This is a genomic window from Microcystis aeruginosa NIES-843 (genome assembly GCF_000010625.1).
GTDB classification, from domain to species: Bacteria; Cyanobacteriota; Cyanobacteriia; order Cyanobacteriales; family Microcystaceae; genus Microcystis; species Microcystis aeruginosa.
This window is the reverse complement of sequence record NC_010296.1, coordinates 2,411,567-2,431,729: the sequence shown is the minus strand read 5'-3', so window position 1 is coordinate 2,431,729 and position 20,163 is coordinate 2,411,567. Positions and strand designations below refer to the sequence as shown.

The following is a 20,163-nucleotide window of genomic DNA, read 5'->3' as shown; positions in this document are numbered from 1 at the left end:
GCATATATTTTTTACAAAACTTTACAATACAACATCTAACGTATAGGGCTTAATATATTCTAGCTTCCACGTTGCTACAGCGATGGCGTACTGCTACCCAGTGCCTTCAGCATCGCACTCTACTTCAACGCTTCGATCGTAACTAAACCACCCTCAACTGCCTGAATTCGCAAATCGTATCCTCGTAATAGCTGCATCCCAATCAACGGAACCGTCTCTGATTCGTTGATGTAAATCTCACGATATTGCCCGTCCCAGATCACAAGCCCGATGTAAACTTCAAACGTGCAGAAAGTCCCATCGCCTAATGTCGCAAGATCTCGACCCTCCCAAATAAACCCTAACCTAGCAATTATGTCAGACGGCAAGGTGAGAAAACCCGAAAATCCTGTATCAATTACAGCATCTACTATCTGCATAGTTTCATTATTTCTGACCGCGATCGCCAACATCGCCTCACACCCTTGATTTACACGACCTTGCATCCCACATTCCGCACCCTAAGTGTCACAACGTCTCAAAAGAGGAAGGGGCGTGAGTCAAAATACTTATCTAGAGGAGTGAGTTGGCGGCAAGCTGCCGGCAACTAAGCCGAAAATTTCAGAGTTCCCCCGGTCATTCTCAATAAACAGTGCTTGTTGAGAATGGCTGGGCAATCAGACTTAACATCTAGCGTCGAGATGTTCGAGTAGTGCTTAAGTTTTGTCACCCCTTGAAGTCAATCCATCTGGTCAAGATAAGAGATAATATTCCTGGCAAGGTTTGGGAAAAAATCTCAAAATGTTGCGCCTCTCATCCGTTAAGTTGCTAATCTTTTGATTGTCTTGAATACGTAGGAGATGAATCCCTTGAAAGCACTGAAATATCCAGCGTAACGTCGGTCGGTCAGTTAACTTACCCAACGGATTTTTCAGTCCCGTCTCCTGCTGTTTTAAACTTAAACGAAGTTGTCTTTGACCAATAGTATAAACCAGCAGGCACAAGCCCATGAGCATGGCCATGACCTCGATTCTATGGGGAGATTTGAGAAAGACACTGTCAGCAAAAAAGCAGGGGTCTTTGAGAAAAGAAAATCCTCTTTCCGGAGCTTGTTGCCCTTTATATTTTTTGAGTATATCCTCACTGCTTAATCGTTGTTTCTCCAAATCGTTAGTTGCTAAAACGAATCGTCCTGCTCGTTTCTTTAGCCTCTCAATGGCGGTCAAATTCAACTCTAATTTGGCTTGAACTTGATAGCTTTGAGAGGGTAAATCGTCTTTTGATTTGAGTTTTGACCCCTGGGACTCAGGCGGAATGAGATTGACTTTAATCTCCGTTAACTGATGAGATTTTAAGGAGTCAGATAATCCTTTGGCTATCGCCAACGCCACCGCTCTATTCTCAAATTCTCTTCGGGATAGTTGCCGGATTTTTTCTTGGGCAGAATTCTTTTCCTGCTCGATTTTTTTCTCTAATTTTTTCAAGTCTGATTCTTGTCTAGCTTGACTTTCAACTAGCAACCATCTTTGTTCTATCCCCCCATAGTTAGAGCTTGTTTCCCGCCAGGAATAACCCGGTATTTCTGAATCGGTTAACTCTTTTTCTGAGATGCTATCGACTAACTCTTGAGCCTCTTTAATGCTTAATGGTACTCGAGACAACCAACGCATTTCTTTCATTAGTTTTAAATTCTCTTTGCTATAGAGGGCGCTATCGCCGACTATTAAACTGTCAAAGTCAACTTGTTTTTTAAATTCTCGGGCGATTTGACCAAAAACCGCTTTGTCCGCTTCATTTCCGTCCCCTACTTTCAGGAATAAAGGTACATCTCCATCCCCACTTACGATTAAGTCAATCATAAATTGTTTTAAGTCAGGTCTTCGGTCGCGGGAGTATCCGTAGGTAATTTTTATTGGCTGTTGTCTGGTTTCAATTTCTTCTCCCACTGCTCCTGATTTCAGGATTTCTACTGTTGGGTATTCCTTTTTATATTCTCCTTCTACTGATAGAGAAGTCGAATCTAAATGGGAGTTCTCGGTTGCTACACCAAATTTTTTCACGGCGGCTAAACTGATGAGTAGGAAAATGACCGAAACATTAAGTTGATAAAGTTTGTCCATTACTCGACCAATTTTATCATCATTCAAGTGCTTGGGTTCGATGCCCTCTCCCAGCAGATGTTCGGTTGCTTTATCTTCAAAAAATTGAGGAAATAAATACAAGGCTCGGGAGACAAATCCCAATCCATTCAGGATAATTGCTTTCACTACTTGCCCCGCTGTGACAATTTCTCCTCGCTCAATTGAGACTTGTTCGTTGATAATTTCAACGATTCCTATTTCATCGATAATTCCAGCTACTAATCCCAGATGGTCTAGATTTTTGACTTCAATTTCTGTTGATTGATTCATGGTCGAACAGCCCACTGCCTAAGTTTTCCAACAATTCCTATTTTTTCATAATTAGGGGTCTCAAGCTCCCCCTAACGGCCACCGAGAAAACCTTCACCAGCTAGGTATTTTTACTCAAGTCTCTGGAGGGGGACAGCTTATGTGACAGTTGAGGGTGCGGAATGTGGGCTACGATATGCACGGCAATGTCTGGGAATGGTGCGCCGATACTTGGCACGATAATTATCATGGTGCGCCGAGGGATGGCAGTGTCTGGATAGAAAATGGGGATGATAATCGTTCTCCTCTGCGGGGCGGTTCTTGGTACTACTATCCGCCTTACTGCCGTTCCGCTTCCCGCGACAACTACGGCCGCCGCGACCTCAACTTCAACCTCGGTTTTCGGGTGGTGTGCGGTGCTGGGAGGACCCTGTAACCCTTTTTCTCTTTTTTTCCCTTTTTACCCTTATTCCCTATTTTTTCTCTTTTCTTTTCTTTCCCGCCTAAGGGCGGGTCGATTTTTTTGAGAAAATGGCGTTAATGTTAAATTTTATGAAGGCGATGAAAGAGTTATCGGTTATCATACTAAATCCGTTGAGTATGGGCTACATATCAGGAGAGGCACTCATGCAAAAGGGGGAATAAATAGGGTTTGCTGAAAAAGCTTTTCCTGGGGGCAGGGTGTGGGGTGTGGGGTGTGGGGTGTGGGGTTTTACCCATTTTCAGGGGGTCAATTACCTAATTTTCAGGGAAAAAGTCCCGGAATTTTCCCCCCAATCACTCCAAAGGTCGGCACTTTTTGAGGGAAAACAAGTCTAAAAACCCTATCCAACAAGGTTTTTAGATTTATTCAGCAAACCCTAAATAATCAGTTTTTAATAACCAGATTTATAAAGAGGATAGGAAAGTGGGGATTGAGAAGTGGCAAGTGGCAAGTGGGTTTTTAAAGTTCGATCGGGAGTCAATCATACCATTAAAAACCGATTTAGTAAGTAGCTAGACACAATTAAATGCACATATTTAACTACCTCTTGCCTCTTGCCTATCCTAACCAAGAAGTTAATTTTGCCCTATTACTTATCAGTTCCCATCTGTTGCCCCTAAGCTTTCTGTTCCTGTTTAGATTTATGTAGGGGATCCATATAAATCTCTAAGCGCTTAAATACCACAGAGGAAAGGGTAGTTAAAACCAAATAAACTACAGCAACAGCGATATAAATCTCGAAAGCTTTATAGGTAGTGGCTACCATTAACTGACCTTGCCGGAATAACTCTTCAAAACCGATTACTGCCGCTAAACTGGTATCTTTAATTAGGGTGATAAATTCATTCCCCAAGGGTGGCAACATCCGGCGAAAAGCTTGGGAAAAAATCACCTCGTGCATGGTTTGCACTGGGGACATTCCTAGACTAGAACAAGCTTCCCATTGACCATTATCGATCGATTGAATACCGCCGCGCATAATTTCAGCTAAATAGGCCGCCACATTTAAACTTAGGGCAAATAGGGCCGCCGGTAAACGATCTAAGTCGATATTTAAGCCAATTTCTCGGAACAACCCTGGCAAACCAAAATAGATCAAGAATAATTGCACCAGCATCGGTGTTCCCCGAAAGAAATCCACATAGATGCGGCAAATTATTTTTAACCATTTGTAGGGAGAAATCAGGGCAATGGCCACTAAAGTTCCGCCGATTAACCCGAACAGAAAAGACAGAACTGTTAACAGAATTGTCCAGGGAACCCCTTTAAAAATCAGGTTATAGAATAATTCTCCCCAGTTAAAACTTGATTCCTGTAAATTCTTTAAAGCTGGGGCAACTAAAGGTAATTCTGGCGGTTTTTCTCCAAACCATTGCCTAAAAATAGCATCGTACCGACCACTTTCTATGACTCGACCGAGAGCATCATTAATTAACTGGAGATAGGGGGAATTTTTGGGTAAAGCAATGCCATAGAATTCCTCCGTTAATAATTCTCCGACAACTTTTACTCCCCGTAAACCCGCTTGTTTAATTGCATACAAAGTCACGGGTTTATCGTTAACTACCGCCTCAACTCGACCATTAATTAATTCCTGCAAAGCTAAAGCCGCCGAGTCAAATTGACTAACTGTTGCCCCCGGTATTTTTGTCGCTTCTAAGGCTCCCGTTGTGCCAATTTGGACGGCAATTCTTTTGCCTTTTAAGTCTTCAAAATTTTTAATTGTCTTATTATCTTCCCGAACAGCGATCGCTAAACCAGCCCTAAAATAAGGTCGAGAAAAAGAAATCGCTTGGGCGCGTTCGGCGGTGATAGTCATGCCACTAATAGCGGCTTCCACTGTTCTCGCTTGTAGAGCCGGAATAATGCCATCAAAGGGTAAATTTCTAAAGTCAATGTTGAGATCGGCTTCCTCCCCAATCGCCCGCATTAAATCGATATCAAACCCAGTTAATTGTCCCCCTTGTTGAAATTCAAAGGGCGGAAAAGTCGCTTCCGTTGCTACTCGAAAAGGATTAGGAGGGGTCTGAGAAAAAGCCGGAATAACAGTTAATCCGAGCGCCAAGACTAATCCTAACAAGGCAAAGATAACTCTCTGTACCGCCCGCCCTCGCCAAAATTTAATCATTTTTTAATTGTTTCTCCTTGATTTTTTCGCTCAACTAAGTTATTAATTTCGTCCTACTTCCCACCCAAGACAGATGTAGAGAGACTATTTGAGTATTATGATTATTCCTCTTGATAAAATGTCGTCAAGGATACAATCTGGCAGAAACTAATCTGGATACTTTTATACAGAATGTAAAATTTTTTACGAGAGGACATCATGACCACTACCACCCCTGTGATTGTTAGTGAAGGTTTACGCAAAAGTTACGGCTCTTTAGAGGTACTTAAAGGAGTTACAGGCACTCTTTATCAAGGGGACGTGGTATCGGTAATCGGTCCCTCTGGCTGCGGCAAAAGTACCTTTTTACGCTGTCTCAATCGTTTGGAAACAATTAACGGTGGCCGCTTGGAGGTGATGGGGATTGACATCTCTTCCCCGAAGTTAAATCAATCGGTCCTCCGCAACTTACGCAGCCGGGTAAGTATGGTGTTTCAACACTTTAATCTTTTTCCCCATCTCACCGTTTTACAAAACTTGGTGTTGGCCCCCAAGCAAGTGTTACACCACTCGGAAAATGAGGCTAAAGATACGGCAATTCATTATCTGGAAAAGGTGGGATTAGCCCCAAAAGCCGATGTTTATCCCGACCAATTATCGGGAGGACAAAAACAACGAGTGGCGATCGCTCGCAGTCTCTGCATGAAACCAGAGGTGATTTTATTTGATGAACCCACTTCGGCCCTGGATCCGGAATTAGTCGGGGAAGTGTTAAACGTTATGCGTCAATTGGCCGATGAGGGGATGACTATGGTAGTCGTCACCCACGAAATGCAGTTCGCTAAGGAGGTCTCTAACAAGGTTTTGTTCTTTAATCAAGGTGTCATCGAAGAAGCAGGTGATCCCGACACCTTCTTTAATAATCCCCACAGCGAGCGCTTACAAGCCTTTTTAAGTCGCATCAATAGTAATTAGGGTTTGCTCAATTCAGTATTCAGGAGACAGGAGACAGGAGACAGGAGACAGGAGACAGGAGACAGGAGACAGGAGACAGGAGACAGGAGACAGGAGACAGGAGACAGGAGACAGGAGACAGGAGACAGCTTTTTTCTCCCCACACCCTACACCCCACACCCTACACCCCACACCCTACACCCCACTTCCCCACTTCCCCACTTCCCCACTTCCCCACACCCCACACCCCACACCCCACACCCTACACCCCACACCCCACACCCTACACCCCACACCCCACACCCCACACCCCACACCCTACACCCCACACCCCACACCCTACACCCCACACCCCACACCCCACACCCGTTACAGTAGAGCAGGAAGTCGCCTTCCCACCCCCTGCTTCAAAACCGGACTTACGACTTTCGCCGTATCCGGCTCCTGAGTAACTAGGCTAATGTCATTAGTAGAATAATAATGGGAATGATTATTTCCTTGTCTATTCAACCCTCTTGGCTGTATCCCCACCAGACAAGATTGTTGGTTTTAGGGCGTATATGACCGTTGATTGTTGCTTAGACTTCCTAGTTACCCGTCCTTTGTCAGCATATCTTTGATATTACTCAAAGCCTTGGCTTTTAAGGACATCCTCTCCCTCTATTGACTTGCGGATGGTTTCCTACTGCCCAGAACGGGCAGAGTCAATCAGGGTTACTTCGTTCCCTATAACCATTGGTTGAACCGTTAGGATGATACTGTCCACAACAGAGCAACGGGAATGCCTTACTGATAGTGGTGTAAGCTATCAGCCCCAACTCTGTTAACTTTTGTTTCGAGCCTGTCAGCCTTTTGGCTCGTGGGTGTTGACGATGGTTAATTCGTATCTTCGCCCCAGGGCTATCCATAAGTTCTGGCTCAACGGGTTTCTGATTTAGGCCATCAGATACCGCTTTTTTTCCTCGCTCACTACCTCAGATGTACCCGGTCTCAAGCAGCAGGAAATGCCGTCACTCTAGGCATCTAGAGGACAGGACTAAGGTTATTACTAACCCGCACCTGTAGGGTTATAAAGTTATCAAGGTACTACATTTACCAAGCGACTAATCCTCTAAACGTCTTACTGTCTAGTTTCTAGCCAACGAATCGCACCACACCCCACACCCCATCACCCCACTTCTCCAACAATTGTAAAGAAATGTTACAATTATGCTGTCATAACAGCTTACCATCTTGACAGGAGGGAAAGACAGTGGTTATAGTAAGGACACATACCCGGGTAAACCAATTTAGTGATATGCAAGACAAGCAAAAAGTCACACTGTACCTTCCCCCTGGAGTCCATCGTCAACTAAAGATAAGAGCCGCGATCGATGAAGAATCGATGTCAGGGCTGGTGGAGAAAGCGATCGCTTTCTACCTAAAATACCCCGAAAAGGTAGAAGAAATCGAAGCCGCCGCCTATGGCAAAACCTATCAGGTTCATGTCTGTCCCGAGTGTGATGCCGCCTTAGTGATGAAAGAAGATCGGCTAAGGTCAATCAAACGCCAGCCCGGAATAGTCGGCGACGAGTTCCCGCTCGAAGTTCCCGAACCCGTTGGCGCTCAAGGAACCGCAGAGGGAGAAGCAGCCTTAGTTCCCTGCTAAACTCTCGGTAGCCGCCCAAGGTCTAAACCGTTACCACAAATAGGGTCGATGTTATGAAAGAAGAGCTAGAAATTCTCGTCAAGGCTCAGTATCCCCTGATTTACCTCGTCACCTCCGAGGAGGAAAGGGCGGAAGAAGCCATCAGCAAAATAGCCCAACTAAATACACAACATCGACGGGTGTTTGTCTGGACTGTCACCCACGGCATGATCGAACTAGGTCAACCGCGCCAAACCAGTCAACATAATACCGTGTCGCCAGAAGCGGCGATCGAATGGGTAGTGCGTCAACGGGAAGCGGGCATCTACATCTTCAAAGACCTGCATCCGTTCATCACTTCCGCTCCGGTCACTCGCTGGTTGAGAGATGCGATCGCAAGCTTTAAAGGAACCGAAAAAATCATTATTTTAATGTCTCCCCTGCAAGAAGTCCCCATAGAACTAGAGAAAGACGTAGTAGTTCTAGATTTTCCCCTGCCGGACATGGGAGAGTTAGATACAGTTCTCTCGCAACACCTAGGCAAAAATCAAAATCGTCGTACCACCACAGAGGTCCGGGAAAAACTCCTGAAAGCGGCCTTAGGCTTAACCAAAGATGAAGCCGAAAAAGTTTACCGCAAAGCCCATGTAAAAGCGAACAAATTGACGGAAGACGAGGTAGAAATCGTCCTTTCCGAGAAAAAACAACTGATTCGCCGCAACGGAATTTTAGAATACGTTGAAGAAGACGAGACCATCAACGCCGTCGGTGGTCTGGAAGAATTAAAAAAATGGTTAAAACAGCGATCGAACGCCTTTACAGAAAGAGCCAGAGGTTACGGACTCCCCCAACCGAAAGGAATGCTAATTTTAGGAGTACCAGGCTGTGGTAAGTCCTTAATCGCTAAAACCACCTCGCGCCTCTGGGGTTTACCGCTCCTGCGCTTAGATATGGGACGGGTTTACGATGGTTCCATGGTGGGACGGTCTGAGGCTAACCTGCGTAATGCCCTAAAAACTGCTGAATCCATCTCTCCGGCCATTCTTTTCATCGATGAATTAGATAAAGCTTTTGCCGGTGGCACGGGATCCGCCGATTCCGATGGGGGAACCTCTAGCCGCATCTTCGGCTCCTTCCTGACTTGGATGCAGGAAAAAACCTCGCCCGTCTTCGTCATGGCCACAGCTAACCGGATTGAACGGCTACCGGGGGAATTTCTCCGCAAGGGGCGCTTCGATGAAATCTTCTTTGTCGATTTGCCCAATTCCGAAGAAAGACAAGATATCTTTAATATTCACCTGACTAAACGACGCTCCGACATTTCTCGCTTCGATTTGGAGCAGTTAGCCAAGGTATCCGATGGGTTTTCCGGTGCGGAAATAGAACAGGCGCTGATTGCCGCCATGTATGAGGCCTTCGCCCAAGATCGCGAATTCACGCAATTGGACATTATTGCGGCGATTAAGGCGACTCTGCCCCTATCTCGCACCATGACCGAACAGGTAACTGCCCTGCGTGATTGGGCCAGACAACGCGCCCGACCTGCTTCGGCCTCCGTCGCTGAGTACCAGCGATTGGAGTTCTAACAGACTTTCGCCCGCTCCCAACGGGATGAAAGGCTAGTTCTCAGGGACTAGCAATGCCTCGAAAAGCCGCTTGGCGGCACTCTTTAACTCTCAATCTGTTGTTGTTGATTCTTATCTACAAAGAGGAAATTCCAATGTCTCATTTTAGCACTCTCCGGACCAAAATCACCGATGCCGAAATCCTCAAAGCTTCTCTCCGCGACCTCGGTATTAGCGTAAAAACCGAAGCTGATGTTCGTGGTTACAACGGTCAACGGGTTCGCTCCGACATCGTTGCTGTTCTCGATGGCGAATATGATCTCGGTTGGTCCCGCAACACCGACGGCAGTTTCGATTTAATCGCTGACCTCTGGGGTGTAGCCAAAAAACACAATCAAACCGAATTGATCAACTCGATCAACCAAAAATACGCTGTGAACAAAACCCTATCCGAAGTGAAACAGCGCGGTCTGCAAAACGCTAACGTTAAGCTAGTCGTTCAAAGCTAAGATTTACAGCGCGTTCCCAAGCCTAGGGGTTGACCAGTTCGGTTAACCCTTTTTTCTGTCTATTCAGAAATAAGAGCAAGCTGAGATTCATTTATTTGCACAACATCTTGAAGACGAGTAATCACAAAATCACGCTCTAAATATGACAGCAAAGCTCCAGCTTTTGGCCCACGCTCTTTACCTAAGAACGATAAATAAACAGCTTTAAATGCAAGGGGTTGCTGCATTTCTAACTCTTTTGCTGTTGCAAATAAAGTTGTTTGCAATTCGTCAGCTTCCCAAACCTTAACATCTGTCAAGCTATGAGTTAGCTGTCTGAGATAAGCAACCTGCTCTTGAGTCAAGTCCCTAACTTTCTCAGGAACCCTGTCAAGATAAAGAACCAATTTCTCTTCTTCGTCAGCATAGTCCGCCAACCATTTTTGGGCAACTGAAATCCTTTGATTGGCAATTTGCCAATCATATTCGCTTAAAGCCTGATTACTACGTTTTTCAATCTCTTGACGAATATCGAGGTGAGGCACTTGCAGTAAAGAAATCAGCGTGCTGAGATCAACAGGATGGTAAGGCTTAATTGCTCCATCAAGTTGAGAGTAAAACAATGGCATTAACTCTTCAGGCAAAGCAGATTCTTGCTGGGCATCTGCTGATAAAGCTTGATACTTATCAGCTAGAGAATCGTAGTCTCTAAATAGCCTGGTTGTCGTTTCATAATTGGGCGCAAAGTTAATAACCGTCTTAGGCTGAGTTCGTAGCATTAAAAATCGAAGTAGCTCAGGAGGAAGTAACTCAGCGATTTCTTTGGCGCTTGAACCAACCCCCTTTGATGAACTCATCTTCGTGCCATTGACCAAAATGAATTCGTAGGGTGAATGGAAAGGTGGCTGTTTTCGTAGCACTTTTCGGCAAATTGCATTCGCAACATCTCTAGATCCTCCTTTCTGGGAGTGATCTTTACCCGCAAGCTCAATGGTGATTCCCAATAGATCCCACTTTGCCACCCACTCAACTTTCCAAGGTAATTTACCATTGCCATTAAAAGGAGAAACCCAGCCTGAATGACCACAACCTTGAACCCAATCCGTTGCATCAGGTTTGCAAGTGTAGAAAACTTCTGACCCGTTATAATCTGACACAACCGTTGTTGCAATCTTGCCGCAATTTTCACAAGCGATCTGAAAGGGATACCAGTTATCTGGCCGACGCGCTTTGCTTACCTCTAGATAGGCTTCTCTGACCAAATGAGCGTTTTTGAGGAAGGTATCAATGTAGGAATTCAAGCGACCTGAGCGGTATAGATCACGCAAGTAGTAAACCTCTGGTCTAACCCCCAAATGCTCGAAAACCTCTAGAAACTCCCCCATGAAGTACTTTGCATAATCGCTGGCACTATTGTCCGGTGAAGGGACATTGCAAAGGGGAAACCCTAAGTAAGGTGCAAACTTCTCTCGATCGAGATAATGGGGAACAGTATCAAGTGCATCATAATCATCAACACCATAGAGGAATTTCGATGATTTACCACCATGTTTCAAGGCTCGATCAATCACATCATGGATCACAACCCCTCTCAACGATCCAACATGAACTCTTCCAGACGGTGTTTTTGAATCGTTGACAACTTGGTTTATTTGTGCATCCGCAGCAATTTTGTCGGACCAAAACATGAATTAACCTTATGTATCTACAGTCTTTACATTTTACATTCTAAGGGAATATCCAACACTTGACATACTCAGTTATCTGGAGTAGGTCGAGATGAGGTGTAAATCTTTGGCCTGGGTTCAGGGTATCGTCTTCTTTGTGCCATCTAACTTTGACCAGTTCGGTTAACCCTTTTTTCTGTCTCTGGGCTATGTTAAAAATAGTAAAATTAACTTGACAAAAATGCTCCGACCCGAAGAAAGAACTAAACTCGATCCGACCAAAGACAGCGATTTTTATGCTTTTCCCCGCTTCGTCACCCACGTGGATGAGGGTTTTATCGATCGATTAACCGCTCTCTACCGAGAGATATTATCGCCGAATACGCGCATTTTAGACCTGATGAGCAGCTGGGTGTCCCATTTACCGGAGGAGATGGAATTTGAGCATATCGAAGGTCACGGGATGAATGGGGAGGAGTTAGCCAAAAATCCCCGCTTGCATAGTTATTTTGTCCAAGACCTGAATGCACAGCCAAAATTGCCCCTAGGGGATAGTTCTTTTGATGCGGTGTTAATCACAGTGTCGGTGCAGTATTTGCAGTATCCAGAGGCGATTTTTGCGGAACTGTATCGTATTTTAAAGCCTAATGGTCTGGTGGTGGTCAGTTTTTCCAATCGGATGTTTTACCAAAAAGCGATCGCTGCTTGGCGCGATAATAGCGATTTAGGCCGGGTGGCCCTAGTGAAATCCTATTTTAAATCGGTGGCGGGATTTAGGGAAGTACAGGCGATCGTTCGTCCTGCTACTACCCCCAGTTTCCTGCAAATGTTAGGAATTATGGTTGCCGATCCCTTCTATGCAGTGATAGGAAAAAAAGAATCTTCTCTAGGATTATAGTCATCGTTAACAATCAGAGGGTGTAGGTCTAACGTTGCCCATCACCCGCCGCCAATGACTTGGGATGATTTAGATAACTTTAGCATAAGGTCGGGTGCAGTGATTTGTTAGATCGCTTCTAATTCTTACCTAGAATCTTGTCATACTCGGAGTGCGATCCAACCCAGAACCAAACTATCTTTTCTTCCTCTGAATTCTTAATCCCTAATGCTCGCCATCCAATGCCGACTCTGACTGACCAGATTTTTTCTCTTGGTTTCACCTCTTTGAACTCTAGGCTGGGGTGAAATGGATTTTCTTTCCAAATCTGGTAATTTTTCTTGGCTGTTTCTTGTACCCTTTGCGGCAAACTTAGAAAAAGTTGACGAAACCTCTTGGTTCTGGATGACTTCATTCTTCCCCAAAGCCTTTATCTTCTGTTCTCCCCTCTTGTTCTTCTATCAGAGCTTCCTGTGCCATTGTTATTAAAGCTCCCAATTCCATATCCTCGTTGGAAAGGCTTTTCTGCCATTTTAATTCACCTTCAATATCTTCCAGCAATTGTTGAGCAAGTTCATCTTGAAGATGCTCTGGCAGTTTCTGGATTTCTGTGAATGCTTTTTGCAATAGAGTAGTCATGTTTTGTTCATGTTTTACGGGTATTGAACTATTTTACTACTTTTTCTACTCTTGCAATCTAACGGTTTAAGTTTGTCTATAGCTTTATTGTCAACGACTTTAGGGAATAACGGGCTTCAATAAAAGGGCTTCTGAGGGCTGCTCAAGCATTAATAAGCTGTTCGTAATTTAAATTGCTTGTTGAGACGAGGCAAGAGGCAACAGTAAAGGAATTGGAGGAGATTCGGCTAATCTAAGAATAAGCAGTTTAAATAGGGTTTGCTGAATAAATGTGAAATGTAGGCAAGGTAGGGGTTTTGTGGCTTTACGAGCGAAACAGGTGCAAGATTTTTGCGTCTTCATCGGCCCGCGTCCTGTAGGGGCGAAGCATTCGGGCAATAACCTATCGGTGAAACCGGAGATTTTCTATCCGAATGCTTCGCCCGTACTTTTTGCCGCAAACCCTAAATATGTCTTAGCTTACCAGCGCGTCCGCTTCGCCCTAATCTCAATCCTGTTGTGGCAACGATATCAGAGTTTTGTTTTTTACTTTTTGAACAGTCAACCAAACATTTAAACCGTCCACAACTGCTGTTGCCGTTGTGCTAGAATGGCGAAAAATTCTCGCAATTGATAATTATGTTAGCAGAGTTAGCCGCCGCCGAAATCGCTAAAATCGCCTTTGAAGCTGTTATCGGTAAATTAACGGAAGGAGCAATGGATAAAGGTGTAGAATTGTGGCAAAAAATTAAGCAAAAGTTACAAAAGGAACCCACCGCAGCTCAGGTTTTAGCGGCAGCCGAACAAACTAAATCCGAGGCGATGATTGAACAGCAAGTGGTTCCTTTTTTACAGGTAGAAATGCTCAAAGACCCCAATTTTGCCCAAGAAATCCAAACCCTAGCACAACAAATTATGACAATTAATCAGAATCAAACAGAAACAAAAACTCAAATTGGTACACAAATAAACAAAGATATTAAACAACAATTGAACATTCAAGAAGTTAAGGGTAATTTAAATCTAGGAATCCCTCCTGAATGACTGGCGGATCTGCACGCAACAGCAGACGCAATAGAAAATAATCGCAGTAGTCAAAGGAGTATTTTCAAGGGAGGAGATGCTCGAAAACGTCTCGCCTATTGGCAGGGAAGGGAGGAGGAAATCACCCAAATTAAGCAGTGGTTTAATGATCAAAATGTTGCGATGATTGGCATCAAAGGAGTTGGATGAATTGGAAAATCTACCCTAGCCAGCAAAATTTTTGAGGAGGAAATTCCCCTCGATCCTTCCCTAGGGGACGATGAAGATTTATTCCCAAAACGCTTTTGGTGGGAAGCGGGAAATCTGGGCGGATTTAGTGGTTTAGCTCGCCAACTCCTGACGGACTTTGGTTATCCTGTCCCCGAAAAAGAAATAGATTTACAGGAAGCTTTAATCAGACAATTGCAACGCCATCGCCACCTAATTATTATCGATAATCTAGAGAGTTTATTAGGGGAAGATGGTTCTTGGAATAATGAATTTTATCAGCAGTTTTTCACTGCTTGGATAGAAAAAGGTGACACGAGCAAAATTATAGTCACCACCAGAGAAAAGCCCAAAACTAGGGGTTTTAACCGTTGGATCGAGCTAAAAGGTTTGAAACCTCCTGAAGGGGCGCAATTGTTAGCAGAATCGCAAATAACAGGGGATCTAGAGAACTTTTCTCGACGGGTGGATGGTCATCCATTACTCCTGCGATTGGTGGCGGATTTAATCTTAGCAGAATTTCCGCAAAATCCCAGTTTAGAAAGGTTAGCGGATTTAGGATTAGGAAATTTATCGCAACTTTTGAGCGATCCGCAGGTGGTGGGGAGTCATCGTCAAGAGACAGTGGGAATTGCTTTAGTTTTAGATGCTAGTTTTCAGCGACTTAGCCAAAGACAGCAGGAATTATTCACTAAAACCAGCATTTATCGCCGAGAATTTGATTCTCCGGCAGCCAAAGCAGTGATGGATAATTACCCGGAGATCGCACTGTCCGAGATCACGGCAGATCTGCGAGAATTACAGCGACGATCATTATTAGAAGAAAAAGAGGAAAATCGCCAGCGAATTTTTAGTTTTCAGCCTTTAGTTTGGGAATATGCACAATACAAAGCCGGCGATCAAAGGGAATTACACCAAAAAGCGATCGCCTATTATCTTTCTATTGCTCAACCCGACTCCTGGGAAATCCTCAACGATGTGCAACCTTACCTAGAAATTTTCTATCATCGCTATCAGTTAACCGAGTACGACAATGCTTTTGATATTCTCCGTGCTATCGATGATTTTCTCACCCGACGGGGGTATTATCAAACCCTAGCCGATTATTACCTTGAATTAGTCACTGTTTACCAACAACAGGAGGAGCAAACCAACTGGAAATATACCGTATCCCTCACCAGTTTAGGCAATGTTTACAATTCCCTAGGAGAATACCAAAAAGCGATCGAGTTTCATCAACAGTCTTTAGCAATCTTTCGGGAAATCGGTGATCGGGGAGGTGAAGCGGCATCCTACAATAATTTAGGCAATGTTTACAATTCCCTGGGAGAATACCAAAAAGCGATCGAGTTTCATCAACAGTCCTTAGCAATCAAACGCGAAATCGGTGATCGGGGGGGTGAAGCGAAATCCTACGGTAATTTAGGCAATGTTTACTATTCCCTAGGAGAATACCAAAAAGCGAGCGAGTTTCATCAACAGTCTTTAGCAATCGATCGGGAAATCGGTGATCGGGGGGGTGAAGCGTATTCCTACAATAATTTAGGCACTGTTTACTCTTCCCTTGGAGAATACCAAAAAGCGATCGAGTTTTATCAACAGTCCTTAGCAATCAAACGGGAAATCGGTGATCGGGGGGGTGAAGCGAAATCCTACGGTAATTTAGGCAATGTTTACAATTCCCTAGGAGAATACCAAAAAGCGATCGAGTTTTATCAACAGTCTTTAGCAATCACACGCGAAATCGGTGATCGGGGGGGTGAAGCGTCTTCCTACAATAATTTAGGCAATGTTTACAATTCCCTTGGAGAATACCAAAAAGCGATCGAGTTTTATCAACAGTCTTTAGCAATCACACGCGAAATCGGTGATCGGGGGGGTGAAGCGAATTCCTACATGGGTTTAGGCAATGTTTACCGTTCCCTAGGAGAATACCAAAAAGCGATCGAGTTTTATCAACAATCCTTAGCAATCACGCGAAAAATCGGTGATCGGTGGGGTGAAGCGGCATCCTACAATAATTTAGGCAATGTTTACTATTCCCTAAGAGAATACCAAAAAGCGATCGAGTTTCATCAACAGTCTTTAGCAATCAAACGGGAAATCGGTGATCGGGGGGGTGAAGCGAATGCTTGGTTTAATCTGGGACTTACCTACTATAAACTCAAACGTATATCGGAAGCGAAAGAAGCATTTCTTCAGTCGCGGGAATTATTTCAAGCATTGGGGTTAGCAGCGGATGTTCAAGATTGCGATGATAAAATTCGGCAATTAGAAACCCAAAAATATCCCTTAATCGTTGCTTTCTTTCTGGGGGTGATTAAGTTTCCTTTAGTTTTAATTGGGGGGATAATAGTGGCATTGTGGCGATTGTTAAAAAGATGGTTGAGGAAAGCATAATTAGGGGTAGGATGGGTTAAATATCCCTTATTTTTAACCTGAGTTTCACATCTGCTAATTTCCCCTCATAACTACCCTAAAGTGAGAAATTATAGTAATATTTCTAAGGATTGCCAGAAAAGAAAGAGCGCCACGCTGCTGTGCCGATCGCTCCTCCTAAAAGAATAATTAACGTCCAAACTTGATTTTTTTGGGTTCCTTCCACCTTTTCTAGTCTTCTATCCATCCCATCGACTTTCTCAGTTAGTTTTGCCTGTCCTACCTCTAGCTTAGTTAGCCGTTCGTCGATTTTATCAAATTTCTGGTTAAAATCCTTCTGTAGGCTGTCAAATTTCTGGTTAACATCCTGTTGGAAGGTATCGATTTTTTGGTTAACTTCCTTGATGCTGTCTTTGATTTCCTTGAGGACGGATTCAAGACTATAAGTAACGGTTTCGTTAGACATTTTGGTAACATCCCTGGGAGTAATGATAGTACAATAATTTTATCTTAATCCTAAATCCGGTTATTAAAGACTGATTACCTAGCATTTAGTATTATGGCAATATTTCTAAGGATTGCCAGAAAAGAAAGAGCGCCACGCTGCCGTGCCGATGGCCCCTCCTAAAAGAATAATTAACGTCCAAACTTGATTTTTTTGGGTTCCTTCCACCTTTTCTAGTCTTCTATCCATCCCATCGACTTTCTCAGTTAGTTTTGCCTGTCCCACCTCTAGCTTAGTTAGCCGTTCGTCGATTTTCTCAAATTTCTGGTTAAAATCCTTCTGTAGGCTGTCAAATTTCTGGTTAAAATCCTTCTGTAGGCTGTCAAATTTCTGGTTAAAATCCTGTTGCAAGGTATCAAATTTCTGGTTAAAATCCTTCTGTAGGCTGTCAAATTTCTGGTTAACATCCTGTTGGAAGGTATCGATTTTTTGGTTAACTTCCTTGATGCTGTCTTTGATTTCCTTGAGGACGGATTCAAGACTATAAGTAACGGTTTCGTTAGACATTTTGGTAAAATCCCTGGGAGTAATGATAGTACAATAATTTTATTTTAATCCTAAATCCGGTTATTAAAGACTGATTACCTAGCATTTAGTATTATGGCAATATTTCTAAGGATTACCAGAAAAGAAAGAGCGCCACGCTGCCGTGCCGATGGCCCCTCCTAAAAGAATAATTAACGTCCAAACTTGATTTTTTTGGGTTCCTTCCACCTTTTCTAGTCTTCTATCCATCCCATCGACTTTCTCAGTTAGTTTTGCCTGTCCTACCTCTAGCTTAGTTAGCCGTTCGTCGATTTTGTCAAATTTCTGGTTAAAATCCTTCTGTAGGCTGTCAAATTTCTGGTTAACATCTTTCTGTAGGCTGTCTTTGATTTCCTTGAGGACAGATTCAAGACTATAAGTAACGGTTTCGTTAGACATTTTGGTAAAATCCCTGGGAGTAATGATAGTACAATAATTTTATTTTAATCCTAAATCCGGTTATTAAAGACTGATTACCTAGCATTTAGTATTATGGCAATATTTCTAAGGATTACCAGAAAAGAAAGAGCGCCACGCTGCCGTGCCGATGGCCCCTCCTAAAAGAATAATTAACGTCCAAACTTGATTTTTTTGGGTTCCTTCCAGCTTTTCTAGTCTTCTATCCATCCCATCGACTTTCTCAGTTAGTTTTGCCTGTCCTACCTCTAGCTTAGTTAGCCGTTCGTCGATTTTGTCAAATTTCTGGTTAAAATCCTTCTGTAGGCTGTCAAATTTCTGGTTAACATCTTTCTGTAGGCTGTCAAATTTCTGGTTAAAATCCTTCTGTAGGCTGTCAAATTTCTGGTTAACATCCTGTTGGAAGGTATCGATTTTTTGGTTAACTTCCTTGATGCTGTCTTTGATTTCCTTGAGGACGGATTCAAGACTATAAGTAACGGTTTCGTTAGACATTTTGGTAACATCCCTGGGAGTAATGATAGTACAATAATTTTATTTTAATCCTAAATCTGGTTATTAAAAACTGATTATCTATTGCCTCTCCTGATATGTAGCCTATACTCAACGGATTTAGTATAACTATCTCTGCCATTACTTTTGAAAAATGCTATAAATTTCCTCGGCAATATTTCTGCTACCTCCGGACTCTCCCACTCTAATTTTGCCATTTTCTAAACATCTGTGTAAATAACGAGAATCTACCAAAATATCAATAATTTTAACCGCGGCATTTTTAAATAAATTTACCTCCGTGGGTTTCTGTCCAATAGTTATCACCGATTCCCCTAATAAGCGCATTTGTGCCTCGGCAAAAGGGTAGGTAAATTGGGGACCAAATCCAGGTATTTGTAGGACGGGTTTTCCTAATCCCACCGCTTGTTCTACTGCTGTACCCGCCATGGCTAAACAAGCGTCACAATGGTGTAGAATATCGGCAAAAGCATCACGATAACAGCACAATAAAGCCCCATTTTTCTCTAATTTTCCCGCTCCTAAATAATGCCATCCCTCTTGTTTAGCTAAATTTTCTAAGTCGGTTTCTCTGATACTAGGAACGATGGCAGCCCGAAACTGCATCGGTTTAATTTTAACTATTTCCTCACAGACTTGTAACTGTAAAGCCAAATTACTCAAAGCTTCGGGTAAACGACTCCCCGCTAATAAAGCAATCATGGGAATTTGACGATCTAATTCTAAATCTTTACCCGTTGGTGTTAAGACATCCATAATCGGATAACCGGCAAAAATCGCTTTTTTAATACCCCGATTTTCTAGGTCTATTGCTGTATATTTATCCCTGGTAAAAACTCTTAAACAATTCTTCGATCTTAAACATAATTCCGTGAGTAAAGGTAATTTAATTGTGCCTTCGTAATAACTGGAAGTAGAAACAATAAAAGCCACAAAAGGACGACCGGTTAAACTAGCGATCGCAATCGGCACGATATCCCCCACTGCTATCAATAAATCACAATCCTTGCTAACTTTAAAAGCTGCCTGAATTTGTTTAATAGTTAGACTAATTAATCCCGCACCAATATCCTTAATCCAATTCAAAGGATTGGTATAAATAATTCCCCCCGATGGCATAGTGGCAGTGGGGGCAATAATTGGTACTGACAATTTTTGATAAGCTTTTCCCTCTCCCACTAAAGGCAAAGCAGCTATAGATAATTGGGGCTGAATTTTTTGTAATTCCCCCAGAATTAAACTAGCATTTAAATCCTCACCATGACCATTACTAAGAAATAAAACCTGTTTAAGCATCGATTTGTTATCCTCTATATTCCCTTGCTGCCAAAGAAACCGCCACCGTCACCGATTTTGCTTCTATTTGCTTGCTGACTAGCAAAGTATCGCCCATTTTTAAAGCGGCAGCTTCAGCGACGCTAGGGGTTCCTTCTTTCTTGTTGACAATAGCCGAGGGATTGGGGACATTAATATCTCTCAACTCCTCGGCAGTAAAGGTTTTTAGTGGCAATCCCTTCTCCTGACAGTAGGCAATTAAACCCTGTTCATCAGCTTTGATGTCAAGGGTGGCGATACCGGCAATAGCGGCTAAAGAGAGGTGATAACGCTTAAAAACAGCCCTAATTGCCCTATCTATGACTGCTTTCTCCGTCCCACGGATGCAACCTATTCCTAACCATAATAATCGTCCATGGCACTGCACTTTTGCCAGGGAAGGATCGGGGGAAAAACGAGGTTGGCTAAAACCTGTCCACAGGGGACCTATCCCGATTAAATCGATTGCGGGTGAGTGGAAAGCGGGGGAAGCGCTAGTCATA

At 43.4% G+C, this 20,163-nt stretch carries 21 protein-coding genes; 8 read left to right on the top strand and 13 right to left on the bottom strand.

The window, feature by feature from the left end; genetic code table 11:
• Nucleotides 1-119: 119 nt before the first annotated feature.
• Nucleotides 120-485: a hypothetical protein gene (locus tag MAE_RS11755; protein WP_012265772.1), complete on the bottom strand. Its 366-nt coding sequence runs from the start codon at nt 483-485 to the stop codon at nt 120-122.
• A gap of 246 nt (nt 486-731) precedes the next feature.
• Nucleotides 732-2,390 (bottom strand): IS1634 family transposase, encoded by a 1,659-nt coding sequence (locus MAE_RS11750; protein WP_012265771.1) that lies wholly within the window; start codon nt 2,388-2,390, stop codon nt 732-734.
• Between the two features lie 154 nt (nt 2,391-2,544).
• On the opposite strand from MAE_RS11750, the gene MAE_RS29435 reads away from it, so the two are divergent.
• The gene (locus tag MAE_RS29435) at nt 2,545-2,805 is read left to right on the top strand and encodes a formylglycine-generating enzyme family protein (protein WP_231859769.1); all 261 of its coding nucleotides are present in this window, start codon (nt 2,545-2,547) and stop codon (nt 2,803-2,805) included.
• A 664-nt stretch (nt 2,806-3,469) separates the two neighbouring features.
• Here the strand turns inward: MAE_RS29435 and MAE_RS11745 are convergent.
• Nucleotides 3,470-4,981: an ABC transporter permease subunit gene (locus MAE_RS11745; RefSeq protein WP_012265769.1), complete on the bottom strand. Its 1,512-nt coding sequence runs from the start codon at nt 4,979-4,981 to the stop codon at nt 3,470-3,472.
• Between the two features lie 198 nt (nt 4,982-5,179).
• Between MAE_RS11745 and MAE_RS11740 the strand changes: the two genes are divergently transcribed.
• Nucleotides 5,180-5,935: an amino acid ABC transporter ATP-binding protein gene (locus tag MAE_RS11740; RefSeq protein WP_012265768.1), complete on the top strand. Its 756-nt coding sequence runs from the start codon at nt 5,180-5,182 to the stop codon at nt 5,933-5,935.
• 146 nt (nt 5,936-6,081) lie between these two features.
• On the opposite strand, the gene MAE_RS34505 is transcribed toward MAE_RS11740, so the two are convergent.
• Nucleotides 6,082-6,273, bottom strand: coding sequence for a hypothetical protein (locus MAE_RS34505; RefSeq protein ID WP_158303518.1), 192 nt, complete (start codon nt 6,271-6,273; stop codon nt 6,082-6,084).
• 938 nt (nt 6,274-7,211) lie between these two features.
• Between MAE_RS34505 and MAE_RS11735 the strand changes: the two genes are divergently transcribed.
• The 3 genes from MAE_RS11735 to MAE_RS11725 all read left to right on the top strand — a co-directional run bounded on the left by MAE_RS11735 (nt 7,212) and on the right by MAE_RS11725 (nt 9,615).
• Entirely contained in the window at nt 7,212-7,562 is a 351-nt protein-coding gene (locus tag MAE_RS11735; protein ID WP_012265766.1) for a hypothetical protein, read from the top strand.
• Between the two features lie 53 nt (nt 7,563-7,615).
• Complete coding sequence (locus MAE_RS11730; protein ID WP_004162436.1) at nt 7,616-9,127, top strand: stress-responsive protein Ycf46; 1,512 nt, start codon at nt 7,616-7,618, stop codon at nt 9,125-9,127.
• A gap of 134 nt (nt 9,128-9,261) precedes the next feature.
• On the top strand, nt 9,262-9,615 hold the full coding sequence (locus tag MAE_RS11725; RefSeq protein ID WP_002731874.1) for a DUF1257 domain-containing protein: 354 nt from the start codon (nt 9,262-9,264) through the stop codon (nt 9,613-9,615).
• 59 nt (nt 9,616-9,674) lie between these two features.
• Here MAE_RS11725 and lysS read toward each other — a convergent pair whose 3' ends face one another.
• On the bottom strand, nt 9,675-11,282 hold the full coding sequence (gene lysS / locus MAE_RS11720) for a lysine--tRNA ligase (RefSeq protein WP_012265765.1): 1,608 nt from the start codon (nt 11,280-11,282) through the stop codon (nt 9,675-9,677).
• A gap of 220 nt (nt 11,283-11,502) precedes the next feature.
• Here lysS and MAE_RS11715 point away from each other — a divergent pair, with 220 nt between their 5' ends.
• Nucleotides 11,503-12,159: a class I SAM-dependent methyltransferase gene (locus tag MAE_RS11715; RefSeq protein ID WP_002756909.1), complete on the top strand. Its 657-nt coding sequence runs from the start codon at nt 11,503-11,505 to the stop codon at nt 12,157-12,159.
• A 118-nt stretch (nt 12,160-12,277) separates the two neighbouring features.
• On the opposite strand, the gene MAE_RS36065 is transcribed toward MAE_RS11715, so the two are convergent.
• Nucleotides 12,278-12,553: a hypothetical protein gene (locus MAE_RS36065; protein ID WP_012265764.1), complete on the bottom strand. Its 276-nt coding sequence runs from the start codon at nt 12,551-12,553 to the stop codon at nt 12,278-12,280.
• Nucleotides 12,550-12,777 carry a hypothetical protein gene (locus tag MAE_RS11705; RefSeq protein WP_012265763.1) on the bottom strand — a complete coding sequence of 76 codons (228 nt, stop codon included), beginning with the start codon at nt 12,775-12,777 and terminating at the stop codon, nt 12,550-12,552. Before MAE_RS11705 ends, MAE_RS36065 begins: the two co-directional genes overlap by 4 nt.
• Nucleotides 12,778-13,395: 618 nt before the next feature.
• On the opposite strand from MAE_RS11705, the gene MAE_RS11700 reads away from it, so the two are divergent.
• Together MAE_RS11700 and MAE_RS11695 are read left to right on the top strand one after the other, a co-directional pair.
• Nucleotides 13,396-13,800, top strand: a complete 405-nt coding sequence (locus tag MAE_RS11700; protein WP_004162443.1) for a hypothetical protein — start codon at nt 13,396-13,398, stop codon at nt 13,798-13,800.
• 951 nt (nt 13,801-14,751) lie between these two features.
• Nucleotides 14,752-16,407: a tetratricopeptide repeat protein gene (locus MAE_RS11695; protein WP_231859792.1), complete on the top strand. Its 1,656-nt coding sequence runs from the start codon at nt 14,752-14,754 to the stop codon at nt 16,405-16,407.
• Nucleotides 16,408-16,510: 103 nt separating this feature from the next.
• On the opposite strand, the gene MAE_RS11690 is transcribed toward MAE_RS11695, so the two are convergent.
• The 6 genes from MAE_RS11690 to MAE_RS11665 all read right to left on the bottom strand — a co-directional run bounded on the left by MAE_RS11690 (nt 16,511) and on the right by MAE_RS11665 (nt 20,162).
• Entirely contained in the window at nt 16,511-16,852 is a 342-nt protein-coding gene (locus MAE_RS11690; RefSeq protein ID WP_002776981.1) for a DUF4164 family protein, read from the bottom strand.
• A 105-nt stretch (nt 16,853-16,957) separates the two neighbouring features.
• On the bottom strand, nt 16,958-17,398 hold the full coding sequence (locus MAE_RS11685; protein ID WP_012265760.1) for a hypothetical protein: 441 nt from the start codon (nt 17,396-17,398) through the stop codon (nt 16,958-16,960).
• 105 nt (nt 17,399-17,503) lie between these two features.
• Nucleotides 17,504-17,815, bottom strand: a complete 312-nt coding sequence (locus MAE_RS11680; RefSeq protein ID WP_012265759.1) for a hypothetical protein — start codon at nt 17,813-17,815, stop codon at nt 17,504-17,506.
• Nucleotides 17,816-17,920: 105 nt separating this feature from the next.
• Complete coding sequence (locus MAE_RS11675; RefSeq protein ID WP_012265758.1) at nt 17,921-18,328, bottom strand: DUF4164 family protein; 408 nt, start codon at nt 18,326-18,328, stop codon at nt 17,921-17,923.
• A gap of 138 nt (nt 18,329-18,466) precedes the next feature.
• Nucleotides 18,467-19,642: a lipid-A-disaccharide synthase-related protein gene (locus tag MAE_RS11670; protein ID WP_012265757.1), complete on the bottom strand. Its 1,176-nt coding sequence runs from the start codon at nt 19,640-19,642 to the stop codon at nt 18,467-18,469.
• Nucleotides 19,643-19,649: 7 nt separating this feature from the next.
• Nucleotides 19,650-20,162, bottom strand: a complete 513-nt coding sequence (locus MAE_RS11665; protein WP_012265756.1) for a cobalamin biosynthesis protein — start codon at nt 20,160-20,162, stop codon at nt 19,650-19,652.
• Nucleotide 20,163 lies beyond the last annotated feature (1 nt).